The sequence below is a fragment of the Immundisolibacter sp. genome (assembly GCF_028696615.1).
Classification (GTDB): domain Bacteria; phylum Pseudomonadota; class Gammaproteobacteria; order Immundisolibacterales; family Immundisolibacteraceae; genus Immundisolibacter.
On sequence record NZ_JAQVGQ010000048.1, the window covers coordinates 1 to 14014 of the forward strand.

A 14014-nucleotide genomic window follows, 5' to 3' on the forward strand; every position below is an offset into this window, starting at 1 on the left:
GAAACACCCGCTTGCGCGTCCGCCGGCAGGTCAGGTCAATGTCCAATGGCTGCTGCTTCATGCCCCCGGCTCCCACAGGTCAGGTTGGGCGTATTTTCGGACGGGGTGTGGGTTTTGAACAGAATCCTTAGCAGAACCTGATCGGGAGTCGCCTCGACCCCATCCTCGGCAAAGCGAGTCAGCAGAAGCCGACGCAACGCGACCGAGCCACGGGTGCCGCCGTAATCGCTGAGGACGCCGCCCACCGAACGCGCGAGGCCGCGGAACGCGCGCCGAAGGGCATCCACGGGCATCCAGTCCGAAGGCAGCCAGCCACAACCCGGCTTCAGGACGGACGCGTCTGCATCCAGAGATTGGCGCGAAACCCACAAGGGGTCGACCGACCGGTCGCGCTTGCGATCGTCTTCAGCCAGCGCCAGTGGCGATAGCGTCGGCGCCGAAATGTAGAAGCCAGAGCCGCGACGGGCGCGAACCAGCCCCTCCGCCACCAGCCTGTCGTAGGCCTCCACGACCGTCGAAGGCGAAACACCCATACTGGCGGCCAAACTTCTGATCGACGGCAGTCGGTCACCGGCGGCAAAGGCGCGACTCGCCACCTTGCCGCGGATCGCGTCCATCACTTCGGTTGTCTTCAAACCGATACGCTCTGCCATCTGCCGCCCGCCAATACAGTTCGCGGGAATTGTATTGAAGGGGGCTGCCCCCTAACAAGGACAAGGTGAGCAAATGGCGATGGCTCAGGCGAAGCGCCTGGCGCCTCCAACGCACAGAACCACTATCGCGCTTGCGGCAATCATGGTCCAGGCGACTGCCTCGTGAAGGAGCGCAGCCGCCAGCATCAAACCGAAGAACGGCTGCAAGAGTTGCAACTGGCCGACGCTCGCGATACCACCCAGTGCCAAGCCGCGATACCAGAAAATGAATCCGACCAGCATGCTGAAAATCGATACGTAGGCGAGGCCGATCCAGGCTGGGACGCCGATGCTGTTCCAGCTTTGAGGAAGGGTCAGCAGCGTGACGAGCGCCATGACTGGCAGCGCGAGCAGCAAGGACCAGGAAATGACCTGCCAGCCGCCAAGGCGGCGCGAGAGCACCGCCCCCTCCGCATAACCCAGACCGCACAGCAGGATGGCGGCGATCATCAGGAGGTCGCCGCCGAACGTCCCGCCACTGCTCCTTGAAATGGCGAAGCTGGCGACCGTACCAGCTCCCAAAACCGAAAAGAGCCAGAACGCCGGCCGTGGGCGCTCGCCACCGCGGACGACTCCGAAGATCGCCGTTGCCAGCGGCAGCAAGCCTATGAAGACGATCGAGTGCGCCGCGTCGATGTGCTGGAGTGCGAACGCCGTCAGCAGGGGGAAACCCACCACGACGCCGATGGCGACCACCGCCAGGGAGAGGATGTCGCTACGCGCCGGCCGTGCCTGACGGAGCCCCAGGAGAAGGATTGCGCCCAGCAGTCCGGCGATAAGTGCCCGCGCGGAGGTGAGGAACAGCGGCGAGAAGTCGGCAACGGCAACGCGCGTGGCCGGCAGAGAGCCGCTGAAAATGATGACCCCCAGCAGCCCGCTGCCCCATCCTGCCGTCACTTTGTCCATAGGCCCTCCCCGATTTGGGTTCGCAGCCTATTGGCGGTGAGTCATCGGGGGAAGGGACAGTGCAATACAACTTGAGCAATCTGTGTTGCCCCGACGAGCCATACAATCGAACGCTCGGCCGTGTCCGGCCAGGGGCGGTTTCGCTACAGCGGCACCCCGAAGTAGTCGTCCTCGGCGCCGCCGCAGGCCTCGTGCAGCGCGAGCGCGTCGCGCCATCTCGTGAGTTCTTCCGCCTCGGCCGGCCGGTGGGAAATGGCGCCGTCGGGCCGCTCTCCGAGCAGGAACGACCTGCCGTTGCGAATGAAGCGATTCAGCGCCTTGGTGTCGGTGGGCCGCACCACGCAGCGCGGCGCTTCGTCGACCAGGATGGTGGTTGGCAGCATGGCCCGATCTCCTTGCAGCGTGTTCACACGACGCCCGGCTTGCCGGTGGCGAGTGCGGGTCAGCTCACGCGATTCGGCGTCACGCCGCTCACGTCCACGAAAATTTCGCCGGCGCGGATTTCGAGTGGATATTCGGCCAATCGGCAGGGCTTGCCGCGGATGCAGGCGCCGGTCGCGCCGTCGAATTCCCAGTCGTGATGGCGGCAGGCGATGACCTTGCCGTCGAAGCGGGCGTCGGCCAGCGGTTCGTTGGCGTGCGGGCACATGCCCTGATAGGCCGTGGGTTGGCCGCCCAGTGGCCAGACCAGCAGCACCAGCTTGCGCTCGACGGCCGCCACGTCGGTTTTCCCTTCCTTCAGGTCGCTCAGGTCGCAGGCTTTGGTGAACATGGAAGACTCCTCACGGCTTCGATGCGCAGGCCGTATCCGGCATCACGCAGGGCGCCGGCGGGATGGCCGGCGGCACGCTGCGGCGGCGTTCAGCCCGCCGGCTGCATGGCGTGGGCGCCGCACGTGAGGCATCGATCGAGCACGTCGAACGCCTGTCCGGTGCAGGTGCCCTGGTTCTGCTTGCAGCCGCGGGCGCCGCACTCGCCGCACAGGTACACGGTGCCGTTGCACTGCTGGCCGGCCTTGCGGGTGCCGGTGCACAGGGAAAGCTCGGTCTTGAGCTGGTCGTAGGCGAGCGCCATGGGGAGTCCTCAGGTGGGGGAAGAAGTCTTCGCGAGCGGCGCGAGCGCATAGCGCACGCCGCCCTCGAACAGGCGCGTGCCGCCGCCTTCGGCGACGGTGCGATGCAGCCGTTCCGGGTCGGTGATGTGCACGCCCGCGAGGTAGTCGATGCCGAACTCGGCGAGCTCCGCCAGCCACGGTGTGCCCGGGCCCATCAGCACCGTGCTGGCGCCGCGGGCCAATTCCGCCAGACGCGGAAACGTCTTGTTGGCGAGGCTGCTGGCGGTCAGGAACACCCAGTCGGCCTCACGCAGCAGGTACTCGCAGGCCGGGTCCGGCAGGTCGCCCGGCCCCGGCTGGCGTTCCAGCACCGCGAGATCGAGCTCCCGGGCCAGCGCGTCCAGGCCCGGATAGCGGCCGATCACCACCACCCGCCGGCCGGCGAGCTGCGGCAGGAAATGCGCGAACACGGCGAGGTTGCCCGGCGCGCCCCTGTCGAGTGGCTTGTCGAGTGGCCGGGCGCGGGCGAGAAGCGGGTTGTCTTGGGTGTTGAGAATCGCGTTGACGGCGGCGAGGCCGACGCACGCGGCGTGCGGGTCCCAGTCGCGCAGCCAGGCAGCGAGCTGCGGCAGCGGCCGACCGACCAGCGTGCCGGGCCAGGGCAGGGTGCGTGGCGCGGCGGCCGGCGTCATGGCAAGGCCCGTGCCGCGCCCGCCGCGGCACAGCGTCCATACCAGGCCCATCACGACGTCTTCGGCCACATGGTCCGTGCCGGCGACCCGGTCCAGCAGCAGGTCGTACACCGCCCAGGGGTTCATGACGGCCGGTCAGGCGGCGCTCGCCGCGCCCTGCAACAGGCTGCGCGTCACGGCGGCGCCCACCCGGTCGCCGGGGTCGAGCCGGGCCAGCGCATCCAGCAGCGCGTGTGCTTCGGCAAGGTCGCCGCGACGCAAGCGCAGATACGCCAGCGCCTTCAGCGTGAACAGATAAAAGTGCGCCGCGCCGTGCACGTCGGCCCAGTCGATGCCGGCGTCGACGGTGTGATCGAGCGCTCGCCAGTCGGCCGAAATGCCGGCCTGCCGCGCCGCTTCGGCCAGCGCGCCACGCGCCGCCGCCTCGGCCAGCGCGTACTGACCGTGGCTGCTGTGGAACTTGTAGCGCGCGTAGTGCAGCGGCAGGCAGGCGGGGGCAATGGCGAGCGCCTCGGCCAGCAGCGCGGTGGCCGCCGGCACATCGCGCCAGGCGGCGCGGGCGCGCGCCAGCAGCTCGCCCGCGGGTGGCGGCACAGCGCCGGACAACTGGTGGTCGGGGTTCATGCCGTGTACCGCGCCGCAGCATCGCGTCAACCAAACTTGAACAGCACGCCGTAGCCGCCGCGCGGGTAGTGCCAGTCGACGTTGCCGTGCTCGTTGCAGATGATGCGGCAGGTGCCGCATTCGAGGCAGCCGTCGGTGATCAGCGTGACGCGGCCGTCGCCCTCGCGGGTGTAGCAGGCGGCCGGGCAGCACACGGTGCACGGCTTGCTGGTGCAGCTGTGTTGGCAGATGTCCGCGTTGCGGATCTCGATGTGCGGCCGGCCGGCGTCGACGCGGTAGCGGTTCTGGAACAGCTTTTCCTCGACCTTGATCATTCGAAGGCCCTCCACAGTTTGAAGGCGTCGCCCATCAGGCCGAACGGCGAGCGGCGTTTGACGAAGCTCTTGCGCACCGCCTTCTCCTTGCTCTTCTTGTCCACGCCGTCGACGGTGAGCAGCGTGTGCGCGGCGCCGGTGAGCAGCTCCGGGTAGTCGGTGAAGAACTGGTGGTTGTGGTCGAACACCTGCGGCAGGTGCTGGTATTTCTTGAGGTCCTTGAGCACGAAGCTGTCTTCCAGGCGCGCCCGGTAGGCGGCGAGGTTGCGTGCCGACATCGGCTTGCCGGCGGCGGCGAGTTCGAGCGCCGTTTCCGCCGCCAGGCGGCCGGAGGTCATGGCCAGATTCGATCCCTCGCGGTGCACGCTGTTGACCAGCATGGCGGCGTCGCCGACCAGCATCCAGCCGTCGCCGTAGGTCTGCGGCACGGCCTTGTAGCCGCCTTCGGGGATGAGGTGCGCGCAGTATTCCTTCATCTCGCCGCCCTCGATGAGCGGCGCGATGGCCGGGTGCGCCTTCATGTCTTCGAGCATCCGGTACGGCGGCACGCCGCGGGTCTTGAAGTCCGACAGCAGACAGCCGACGCCGATGGTCAGCGACTCGCGGTTGGTGTACAGAAAACCGGTGCCGATCATGCCCTGCGTGATCTTGCCGGCCATCTCGATCACCACGCCCTGGTCGGCCTGCACGTTGAAGCGGCTCTCGATGGTCGGCTCGGGCAGGAAGTGGATTTCCTTGACCGCCAGTGCCACGTCGCGGGGTTTGAGCTCGGGGTGAAAGCCGGCGTTCTTGGCGACCAGCGAGTTCACGCCGTCGGCCAGGATGACGAGGTCCGCGTACACGGCGCCGCCGCGGTCGGTGTGCACGCCGGCCACGCGCTCGCCGTCGCGGATGAGGCCGGTGACCGTGGTCTCGCACAGCAGCAGCGCGCCCGCCTCCTGCACCTTGCCGGAGAACCACTTGTCGAACTGCGCGCGGATGATGGTGTAGCGGTTGTACGGCTCCTGGTCGAAGGCCGCCGAGCGGTAGTTGCTGCCGACGTAGGCGTCGTCCGACAGCACCCACAGGCGCTGCTCGATGATGTGCCGCTCGAGCGGCGCGTCGTCGCGAAAGTCCGGAATGACGCGCTCGAGCGCGTCGGCGTAGAGGATGGCGCCTTGCACGTTCTTGCTGCCCGGCGACTCGCCGCGCTCGATCTGCAGCACGTTCAGGCCGCCGCGGGCGAGCGTGTAGGCGGCGGCGTTGCCGGCCGGCCCCGCGCCGACCACGATGACGTCGAATTTCTCGCTCATGATGGTCTCCTTGGGTTCAACCGGCGCGGCGCGCGGTGGCCAGATGCTGGCGAAACGCCTCGGTCAGCGCCGGCAGAATCTGCATGGCGTTGCCGACGATGCCGTAGGTGGCGAAGTCGAAGATCGGCGCCGCCGGGTCCTCGTTGATGGCGATGATCACGTCCGACGCCTCCATGCCCACCCGGTGCTGGATGGCGCCCGAAATGCCGGCGGCGATGTACAGCTTTGGGCGCACCGTCTTGCCGGTCTGCCCCACCTGGCGGTCGGCGCCGACCCAGCCGGCCTGCACCAGCGGGCGCGAGGCACCCACCTCGGCGCCCAGCACCTTGGCCAAGTCCCACACCAGCTGGAAGTTCTCGGGGCGCTTCAGGCCCCGTCCGCCGGACACGATGATGTCGGCGTAGGCGAGCTGCGCCTGGTCGCGGTTCTCGTCCGGAATGAACTCCAGCACCTTGGTGATGATGTCGGCCTCGATGAGGCCCAGCGGGTGCTCGACGATGTCGCCGCTGCGCGTGGTGTCGGCGTCCGGCATGGTCATCACGCGCGGGCGCACGGTGGCCATTTGCGGGCGGTAGTTCAGGGTCTGGATGGTGCACAGCAGGCTGCCGCCGAAGGTGGGGCGCGTGGCAGCAAGGCTGCGGTTTTCGGGGTCGATGTTGAGCTCGGTGCAGTCGGCCGTAAGCCCCGTCTTGAGCGTGGTGGCCACCGATCCAGCCAGGTCCCGGCCGAGCGTGGAGGCGCCCAGCAGCAGGATTTCCGGCTGAAAGGTGTTGACCAGATCCGTGAGCCCGCGCGTGTACGGCTCGTTGCGGTAGTCGGCGAGCAGCGGGTCTTCGATCAGGTAACAGCGGTCGGCGCCGTAGTGGAAGGCCTGCGCGCAGAAGCCGCGCGTGGTCTGCCCCGGCGGGCCGAGCACCACGCCGCACAGCTCGACGCCGAGCGCATCGGCCAGCTTGCGGCCTTCGCCCAGCAGCTCGAAGGACACCGAATGCGCCTGGCCGCGCTCGTGCTCCACGAACACCCAGACGCCCTTGTAGGCGGCCAGGCGTGGGTCGAGCGCCACCTTGCGGCGGTTGGCGGGGCGGGCAGGGGCTTGTTCGCTCATGACGGAATCCTCCGGCTCACACGGCCTGGCGCTCGACCTGCGCCTTGACCTGCGGGAAACGCGTGAACACCTTGGCCAGCAGCGTGGCCGCGAGGTCGCCCGGCGTGTTGGTGTGGGTTTCGATGAACTCGGCGCGCTCGGTCCGGGCCTGCGGCGCGAACACCTTCGCGACCACGGTCGGCGAGCCCTTGAGTCCGATGAAGGACACGTCCTCGATGCCGGCCTGCTCGCGGTTCCAGACCTTCAGCGGGTAGCGCGCGGCGCGGAACATGGCGTCGAGGTCGGCAAAGCGCATCTCGTTGATGCCCTCGAGCACCGTCACCAGCGCCGGCAGACGCGTCCTGAGGCGCTGCACGCCGCCCTCGGCGCGGCGCTGCACCACGATCTCGCGGGCCTCCGGGTCGATGTGCTCGATCTCGGCCACGTAGGTCAGCAGTTGCAGGTCCAGACGCTTGGCGATGCCGGGGCCGACCTGGGCGGTGTCGCCGTCGATGGTCTGCTTGCCGCAGAACACCAGGTCCACCGCCATGTCGCGCTGGATCTGGCCGATGGCGGACGCGAGTGCAAAGCTGGTGGCGAGCGTGTCCGAGCCGGCGAACGCCCGGTCGGTGACCAGGATCGCCTCGTCGGCGCCGAAGGAAATCGCCTTGCGCAGCGCGGCTTCCGCCTGCGGCGGGCCCATGCACAGCACCGTGACGCGCCCGCCGTAGCGGTCCTTGAGGCCGAGTGCGGCTTCGAGCGCGAACAGGTCGTACGGGTTGATGATGGCCGGCACGCCCTGGCGCATGATGGTGTTGGTCACCGGGTGCACGCGAATCTGCGAGCTATCCGGCACCTGCTTGATACAGACCACGCTGTGCATGGCTCAGGCCCTCTTGCGTTGGCTGTGGAGCGCGTCGCGCAGTGCCGCAAGCGGCACCGACTTGCCCTCCTGGTCCTGGAACACCTTGAACACCTTCTCCTGCGCCGCGGTCGAGCGCACGAAGTCGTCGTGGGCTCGCGTCAGCAGCGCCCGGCAGGCGTCGCGCAGCGCGGCCTCGTCGGTCGCGTCCGGCGGCGTTGCTGCCAGGTACTGCTGGAAGCGCTTCAGGATGTGCAGGCGATGCACGTGCAGCGCCTGCGGGTCGTACGGGACATCCAGCAGCGCGAAGAATTCCTCGGCCGCCGACAGGCGCGCCATCTCGTTCAGCAGGTCGCTCATCGGGTGGCTCCGGGCGGGTTGGGGCAAGCGGCCATCAGGCGGCCTCGTGAATCAGCTCGTGGTAGAGGCGCAGCAGCTCGGCGCGCGGCGGCGGGTGCTTGTGGCGCACCGCGTAGGCGCGCACCTGCGCCAGCAGCGCCGCCGCCTCGTCGACATCGACACGGATGCCGAGCGCGCCGTAGGCGGCGCGCACGGCGGCGCTGCCCGAGTGCTTGCCGAGCACGGTGTGGTGGCCGCGGCCGAGCTCGGCCGGGTCGAAGGCCTGGTAGTTCGCGGCGTGCTTGGCGAGCCCGTCCACGTGGATGCCGGCCTCGTGCGAGAACACGAAGGCGCCGACGATGCTCTTGCCGGCCGCCACCGGCCGGCCGGAGGCGCCCGCCACCAGCGCCGACAGCGCGGGCAGGCGCCGGCTGTCGATGCCGGCGTCGATGCCGTACAGGTGCCGCAGGCCCATCACCGCCTCTTCGAGCGGCGCATTTCCGGCGCGCTCACCCAGGCCGTTGACGGTGGTGTTGACGTGCGTCGCCCCGGCGCGCACCGCCGCCAGCGTGTTGGCGGCGGCGAGACCGAGGTCGTCGTGGGCGTGCATCTCGATGTCGAGGCCCACCGCCGCGCGCAGGCGGGCGATGCGCTCGTGCGTGCCGAACGGGTCGAGCACACCCAGCGTGTCCGCAAAGCGCAGGCGGCAGGCGCCGGCCGCGGCGGCCGTCTCGGCCACGCGCAGCAGAAAATCCTGATCGGCGCGCGAGGCATCCTCGGCGCCCACGCACACGGCAAAGCCGGCATCGAGTCCGGCCTTCACGAAGCGTTCCACCTGCCCGAGCGCCCAGGCGCGGTCGCGGCCGAGCTTGTGCGCGAGCTGGATGTCTGACACCGGCAGCGACAGGTTCAGCAGCGCCACCGGGCAGGCGCGGGCGGCGGCGAGATCGTCCGCCGTCATGCGCGCCCACACCATCAGCCGCGGGCCGAGGCGGGCCGCGGCGATGGCGGCGATCGCCTCGCACTCGGCCCCGCCCATGGCCGGGATGCCGATTTCGAGTTCCGGCACGCCGGCGGCGGCGAGCGCCCGGGCGATGGCGAGCTTCTCGTCGGCAGTGAACGCCACGCCGGCCGTCTGTTCGCCGTCGCGCAGCGTGGTGTCGTTGACGATGAGCGGTGGCAGTGGCATGGCATGTGGCCCGAAAAGCGGCTTACGGGTCATGCTGAGCACAGGCCATGCCAGCCGCCGGGATGCGGATTACGGCTTGTTTTATAAGAGGGTTGGCGTTTTCCGGGTGGAGCGATCGGCGGGGGCTTGTGGGCTTTGTCGGCTTTCGTACAGGCCGATTGGGACAGTGTTTGCGGCCCGCGTGCGGCGCCCGGCGCCGGCCGCTGGGCCACGCGCGGTACCTTATGGGCCAGCCGATTTGTTTCCTTGGCCCCGCGCCATCGTCTCCCGCAGGAATCCCCGCATGACCGCTCGCCTCGATCTGCCCGGCCTGTTGCCGGCGGTGATCGACATCGCCCGGCGCGCCGCCGCCGCCATCCTCGAGGTGTACGAGGGCGAGTTCGCAGTCGAGCACAAGGACGACCACTCGCCGCTGACGGCCGCCGACCGCGCCGCGCACGGTGTGATCGTGGCCGCGCTCGAGGCGCTCACGCCGCAGTGGCCGGTGTTGTCCGAGGAGTCGGTGGCGGTGCCGTATGCGCAGCGCCGTGCCTGGCAGCGCTACTGGCTGGTCGATCCGCTCGACGGCACGCGCGAGTTCGTCAAGCGCAACGGCGAGTTCACGGTCAACATCGCCCTCATCGACGACGGCCGGCCGGTGCTGGGCGTGGTGCAGGTGCCGGTGCGCGGCGAGGTGTACGCGGCGGCGGCCGGCGCGGGCGCGTTGCACCTGTCGGCCAGCGGTGCGCGCCGGACGCTGCAGGTGGCCACTTACCGCGGCGGGCCGCTGCGCGTGGTGGCCAGCCGCTCGCACGGCGGCCCGCAGCTGGCGAAGCTGCTCGAGGCGCTGCCCGGGCACCGCATCGTGTCGATCGGCAGTTCGCTCAAGATCTGCCTGGTGGCGGCCGGGGAGGCGGATTTCTACCCGCGTCACGGGCCGACCTGTGAGTGGGACACGGCGGCGGCGCAGTGCGTGCTGGAGCAGGCCGGCGGTCAGCTGACGGATTTCGACCTGCGCCCGCTGAAATACAACAAAGAATCGCTGTTGAATCCGCCGTTTCTGGCGTTCGGCGCCGGCGAACGGCCGTGGCTGGCGCCGCTGCAGGCGGGCTAGGAAAGCGCTTGCGTGCGGGGCTGGATGCCTAGGCGTGAATCAACGGCCTAAGCCGTTGATTCACGGAGCGCCGCGTCGGTGTGACCGGCGCGGCGCGAGCCGAACAAATCCACGGACGGAATTTTTCAGAATTTCCTTCAGGCGCTGCCGATGTGTCGGCCGCCGGCGTCGCCCAGCGTCTGGCCGCGGGCGCCGTACACGGTGGGCGCGGGATCGGCGCCGGACAGCACGCGCATGGCCCGCGTGAGCATGCCTTGCTGCAGGTGCAGCAGCTCGCCGTTGCGCCGGTTCAGGTCCCGACAGCGCTGCGCCAGCGCGCCGAGCGCCGGCGGCAGCTCGCCGGCATCCGGCAGGTGCAGGCCGGCCAGGTGGTCGGTGAGCTCACGCTTGCGCGCGGCGATGTCGGTCACCGCGGCTGCGTCGGCGCGGCGCAGGGCGGCGTATTCCTGCTCCAGCAGCGCGGCCAGGGCGTCCAGCAGCGGCTGCGGGTCGGCGGTCATGGGGTCAGCCCAGCGCGACGCGGTCCTGCGCGAGCAGACCGTCGGCGATGCGCTGCGGGTCGATGCGGTAGCTGCCGTTGGCGATCGCCTCGCGCAGCGCCGCCACGCGGTCGGCGTCGACCACCGGCGTGCCAGCCACGGTCGCTTGCAGGTCCTGCATCTGGCGTGCTCCGTCGGTCAGGTCGACGCTGTCGGTGCCGGGCGAGGCGACGGCCGGCGTCGCCTGGGCGTCAGCGGCTCGGCTGCGGGCCGGTGCGGTGTTGATTTTTGGTGTTTCGGGGGTGCCCGACAGGGCGGTGATGTCCATGATGTTTACTCCGGCGCTGACGCGGGGTGGGGGCAGATGCCCGGTTATCGTCGCCCGTCGGGCGAACTTTAGCCCGCGCCTGTCAAAATTCCACCGTGACCTGCCCGTCGCCGGTCACGGTGCCGTACACGACGCGCCGGGAGCTCGGGTTTTCCACCGCTATGCGCTCGCCCGCGGCGCCGCTGCGAAGCGCCTTGCCGCTGGCGCGGATGACGAACCGGGCGCTGTGGATCTGCAGCGTCACCGGATCGCCGCGGCGCACCAGCAGCGGCGACTGCAGCAGGGCGGGCGTGAGCCGCTCGCCGGCACCGACGCTGCGGCGCAGCGCCTGGCCCACGGCGGCGCCATCGTCGAGTAGGTACTGGCCGCCGAGCGCGCCGAGCTCGGCCGTCTGCCGGCGCAGGTCGCCGGCCTGCAGCCGATGGCCGCGCGGCAGCGGCCGGGCCGCCACCAGCACCGCGCCGCTGGCCTGCACCTGCACCGGCAGGTGAACGGACCAGCCGGGTGCGCCGGGGCAGGCCACGCGCACCACCGCCCGGCCGGGCAGGCGGGTCGGGCCGGTCAGGCCGGCGGCGAGCGGCGTCGGACAATCGACCAGGCGCAGGCGCGGATCGGGCGCGCCGACGATCGCCGTCGGGTTATTGACGCCGCTGTCGCGGGCCGCCTGCAGCGCGGCACTGCGCGCGGCTTCCACCAGGCTGGCCGGCGACTGCGCGGCTTGCGCGGCGCTCGCCGCCCACAGCAGCAAGGCCGGCAGGCACGCGGCGCGGGTTCGGAGGGTTGGCTGCATGGCCGGGATGTCCTGAAAGTCTGAGGCGGCCGGTGCGTCGTCCGGCCGCGGTCGTCGACGACTGAAAAGCACACGGCGTGCCATGCGCCTGCGGCGCCCGTCACTGACACGCGGCAGGCCCCGGGCCGGTCGCCGCCGCGGGTGTCGGCAATCCGTCGCCGTGCGGCCGGCAAGCGCTTGCCGGAACGGTCGTCTTTGAGCCATGAAAGCGCATGAATCAGCGCTTTTCCGGATTCTGGCCCGGTCCGTGCATTTGTCCGGGCCAGACGCAGTCCGCCGCGGAGTCCGGCATGGCAAACCTAATCGATCAGGCTTTCGGCCCCCACGCCACGGCGCTACAACTGCGCGCCGAGCGCGCGCAGTTGCTGGCCGCCAATCTGGCCAACGCCGACACGCCCGGCTTCAAGGCGCGTGACATCGATTTCAAGCAGGCGCTGGCCAACGCGCAGGGCGGCGGCGGGCCGCTGCTGACCACGCAGGCCAGCCACGTCGCGGGTCTCGATGCCGGCGCCGGCACGCAGGCGCTGTATCGCACGCCGCTGCAGCCGTCGCTGGACGGCAACACGGTGGACACGGCCACCGAGCAGGCGGCGTTCAGCGAGAACTCGAACCGCTATCTGGCGAGCCTGACGTTCCTGAACGGCCGCATCCGCGGCCTGATGACGGCCCTGCGCGGGGAGTGATGGCACATGAGTGACTTTCGGATGTTCGGCACGCTGGGCTCGGCGCTGGCCGCCCAGACCGTGCGTTTGAACACGGTGGCGAGCAACCTCGCCAACGCCGACCAGCCGGCCGGCAGCCCCGAGGCGGCCTACCGGGCGCGTGTGCCGGTGTTCGCGGCGGTGCTCGATCAGGCCCGGCGCGACGGCTCCGCGGTCGGCGTGCAGGTGAAAGACGTTGCGGTCAGCCAGGCGCCGCCGCGCGCCGAGTACCAGCCCGGCCACCCGCTGGCCGACGCGCAGGGCTACGTCTACTACAGCAACGTGCGCCCGGTGGAGCAGATGGCGGACATGATCTCCGCCTCGCGCACCTACGAGAGCGCCGCGCAGGCGCTCGGCACCGTGCAGGAGCTGATCCAGCGCACGCTGCGCCTGGGAGACAACGCATGAGCAGCGGTGCCGACATTCTGGCCGCGGCCGGCGTGCGCAGCAGCGATTCGCTCACGCCGCCGGCAGCCCGCCGCACCACGCTGAACCAGGATGACTTCATGACGCTGCTGTCCACGCAGCTGAAGTACCAGGACCCGAGCAAGCCCATGGACGCCAACGAGATGGTGGCGCAGATGGCGCAGCTGAGCATGGTCACCGGCATCGGCGAGCTCAAGGACCAGCTGGCGAGCCTGTCGCAGAGCCTGACCTCCAGCCGCGCCTCGCAGGCGGCGCAGCTGGTCGGCCACGAGGTGTTGCTGGACGGCGAGGCGATGCAGCTGCCGCTGGGCGGCGCGCTGAACGGCGCGGTCAACCTGCCGGCCGACGCGGCGGATCTGAAGATCAGCATCTACGACGCCGCCGGGCGGCTGGTGCGGCAGGTGGCGCTGGGTCCGCAGCCGGCCGGCATCGTGCGCTTCTCGTGGGACGGCAGCCTGCCCGACGGCACCGGCGCGGCGCCCGGCCAGTACCGCGTGTACGCCGACCCGGGCACCGGCGAGGCGATGCCGACCCTGGCGGTCGGGCGCGTCGACAGCGTGCTGCTCGGCAGCGACGGGCAGGGCGCGCAGCTGATCGTGGACGGCTACGGCATAGCCGACATCGGCGCCGTCAAGCAGGTGATGTAACGGTCCGTCGGGCCTTCTTCCAAGGAGACAGTCATGGGTTTCGAAACGGCCATCAGCGGCCTGAACGCCGCCACCACGCAGCTCGACATCGCGAGCAACAACATCGCCAACGTCGCCACCACCGGCTTCAAGCAGTCGCGGGCGGAGTTCTCGGACATCTACACCGGCACTAACCTCGGCGTGTCGTCGCTGGCGGTCAGCCGCGGCGTGCGCACCGCCGCCATCACCCAGCAGTTCGACCAGGGCAACATCAAGTCCACCAACAACAATTTTGACCTCGCCATCTCCGGCGGCGGCTTTTTCCTGCTCCAGGACAACGGCGGCCCGGTCTACTCGCGCGCCGGCGCCTTCGGCGTGGACCGTTCCGGCTTCGTCACCAACAGCGCCGGGCAGAAGCTGATGGCCTTCAAGGTGGATGCCTCGGGCGCGCCGGCCGGCTCGCCGCTGCCGCTGCAGATCGACACCTCGGACGTGGCGCCGAACGCCACCGGCCGGGTGGATG

20 protein-coding genes and 1 pseudogene are annotated in these 14014 nt (G+C 70.0%); 5 read left to right on the forward strand and 16 right to left on the reverse strand.

Annotated elements, in window-relative coordinates:
* Positions 1–128: 128 nt before the first annotated feature.
* The 13 genes and pseudogenes from PHC73_RS05000 to nifV form a co-directional block, all read right to left on the reverse strand.
* Positions 129–653: pseudogene (locus tag PHC73_RS05000) on the reverse strand (GntR family transcriptional regulator); the annotation flags it as partial.
* A gap of 84 nt (positions 654–737) precedes the next feature.
* Positions 738–1598, reverse strand: coding sequence for a DMT family transporter (locus PHC73_RS05005; RefSeq protein WP_300125207.1), 861 nt, complete (start codon positions 1596–1598; stop codon positions 738–740).
* A gap of 143 nt (positions 1599–1741) precedes the next feature.
* Positions 1742–1981: a hypothetical protein gene (locus tag PHC73_RS05010; protein ID WP_300125210.1), complete on the reverse strand. Its 240-nt coding sequence runs from the start codon at positions 1979–1981 to the stop codon at positions 1742–1744.
* Between the two features lie 59 nt (positions 1982–2040).
* Positions 2041–2370 carry a Rieske 2Fe-2S domain-containing protein gene (locus PHC73_RS05015; RefSeq protein ID WP_300125213.1) on the reverse strand — a complete coding sequence of 110 codons (330 nt, stop codon included), beginning with the start codon at positions 2368–2370 and terminating at the stop codon, positions 2041–2043.
* 89 nt (positions 2371–2459) lie between these two features.
* A complete protein-coding gene (locus tag PHC73_RS05020; protein WP_300125216.1) occupies positions 2460–2672 on the reverse strand; it encodes a hypothetical protein in 213 nt (70 codons plus the stop codon).
* A 9-nt stretch (positions 2673–2681) separates the two neighbouring features.
* Positions 2682–3470, reverse strand: a complete 789-nt coding sequence (locus PHC73_RS05025; protein ID WP_300125219.1) for a DUF364 domain-containing protein — start codon at positions 3468–3470, stop codon at positions 2682–2684.
* 9 nt (positions 3471–3479) lie between these two features.
* The gene (locus PHC73_RS05030) at positions 3480–3968 is read right to left on the reverse strand and encodes a hypothetical protein (protein ID WP_300125221.1); all 489 of its coding nucleotides are present in this window, start codon (positions 3966–3968) and stop codon (positions 3480–3482) included.
* A 26-nt stretch (positions 3969–3994) separates the two neighbouring features.
* Positions 3995–4282, reverse strand: coding sequence for a ferredoxin family protein (locus PHC73_RS05035; RefSeq protein ID WP_300125223.1), 288 nt, complete (start codon positions 4280–4282; stop codon positions 3995–3997).
* Positions 4279–5574, reverse strand: coding sequence for an FAD-dependent monooxygenase (locus tag PHC73_RS05040; RefSeq protein ID WP_300125226.1), 1296 nt, complete (start codon positions 5572–5574; stop codon positions 4279–4281). Before PHC73_RS05040 ends, PHC73_RS05035 begins: the two co-directional genes overlap by 4 nt.
* 16 nt (positions 5575–5590) lie before the next feature.
* A complete protein-coding gene (locus PHC73_RS05045) occupies positions 5591–6679 on the reverse strand; it encodes an electron transfer flavoprotein subunit alpha/FixB family protein (protein WP_300125228.1) in 1089 nt (362 codons plus the stop codon).
* A 16-nt stretch (positions 6680–6695) separates the two neighbouring features.
* Positions 6696–7541: an electron transfer flavoprotein subunit beta/FixA family protein gene (locus PHC73_RS05050; protein WP_300125229.1), complete on the reverse strand. Its 846-nt coding sequence runs from the start codon at positions 7539–7541 to the stop codon at positions 6696–6698.
* A 3-nt stretch (positions 7542–7544) separates the two neighbouring features.
* Positions 7545–7880 carry a nitrogenase stabilizing/protective protein NifW gene (gene nifW / locus PHC73_RS05055; RefSeq protein WP_300125231.1) on the reverse strand — a complete coding sequence of 112 codons (336 nt, stop codon included), beginning with the start codon at positions 7878–7880 and terminating at the stop codon, positions 7545–7547.
* Between the two features lie 34 nt (positions 7881–7914).
* The gene (gene nifV, locus PHC73_RS05060) at positions 7915–9048 is read right to left on the reverse strand and encodes a homocitrate synthase (protein WP_300125234.1); all 1134 of its coding nucleotides are present in this window, start codon (positions 9046–9048) and stop codon (positions 7915–7917) included.
* 283 nt (positions 9049–9331) lie between these two features.
* Here nifV and cysQ point away from each other — a divergent pair, with 283 nt between their 5' ends.
* The gene (gene cysQ / locus PHC73_RS05065) at positions 9332–10141 is read left to right on the forward strand and encodes a 3'(2'),5'-bisphosphate nucleotidase CysQ (protein ID WP_300125236.1); all 810 of its coding nucleotides are present in this window, start codon (positions 9332–9334) and stop codon (positions 10139–10141) included.
* A gap of 137 nt (positions 10142–10278) precedes the next feature.
* On the opposite strand, the gene flgN is transcribed toward cysQ, so the two are convergent.
* From flgN to flgA, 3 genes are all read right to left on the reverse strand, one after another.
* Positions 10279–10641 carry a flagellar export chaperone FlgN gene (gene flgN, locus PHC73_RS05070; RefSeq protein WP_300125239.1) on the reverse strand — a complete coding sequence of 121 codons (363 nt, stop codon included), beginning with the start codon at positions 10639–10641 and terminating at the stop codon, positions 10279–10281.
* 4 nt (positions 10642–10645) lie between these two features.
* Positions 10646–10948, reverse strand: coding sequence for a flagellar biosynthesis anti-sigma factor FlgM (gene flgM / locus PHC73_RS05075; protein WP_300125241.1), 303 nt, complete (start codon positions 10946–10948; stop codon positions 10646–10648).
* An 82-nt stretch (positions 10949–11030) separates the two neighbouring features.
* Positions 11031–11738 (reverse strand): flagellar basal body P-ring formation chaperone FlgA, encoded by a 708-nt coding sequence (gene flgA / locus PHC73_RS05080; protein ID WP_300125243.1) that lies wholly within the window; start codon positions 11736–11738, stop codon positions 11031–11033.
* 290 nt (positions 11739–12028) lie between these two features.
* Here flgA and flgB point away from each other — a divergent pair, with 290 nt between their 5' ends.
* The 4 genes from flgB to PHC73_RS05100 all read left to right on the forward strand — a co-directional run.
* Positions 12029–12421, forward strand: coding sequence for a flagellar basal body rod protein FlgB (gene flgB, locus PHC73_RS05085; protein WP_300125245.1), 393 nt, complete (start codon positions 12029–12031; stop codon positions 12419–12421).
* A 6-nt stretch (positions 12422–12427) separates the two neighbouring features.
* Positions 12428–12847 carry a flagellar basal body rod protein FlgC gene (flgC, locus tag PHC73_RS05090; RefSeq protein ID WP_300125247.1) on the forward strand — a complete coding sequence of 140 codons (420 nt, stop codon included), beginning with the start codon at positions 12428–12430 and terminating at the stop codon, positions 12845–12847.
* Positions 12844–13512: a flagellar hook assembly protein FlgD gene (locus PHC73_RS05095; protein ID WP_300125249.1), complete on the forward strand. Its 669-nt coding sequence runs from the start codon at positions 12844–12846 to the stop codon at positions 13510–13512. The genes flgC and PHC73_RS05095 overlap by 4 nt, the downstream gene beginning before the upstream one ends.
* Positions 13513–13545: 33 nt before the next feature.
* A partial coding sequence (locus tag PHC73_RS05100; RefSeq protein WP_300125252.1) for a flagellar hook-basal body complex protein occupies positions 13546–14014 on the forward strand: 469 nt, incomplete at its 3' end.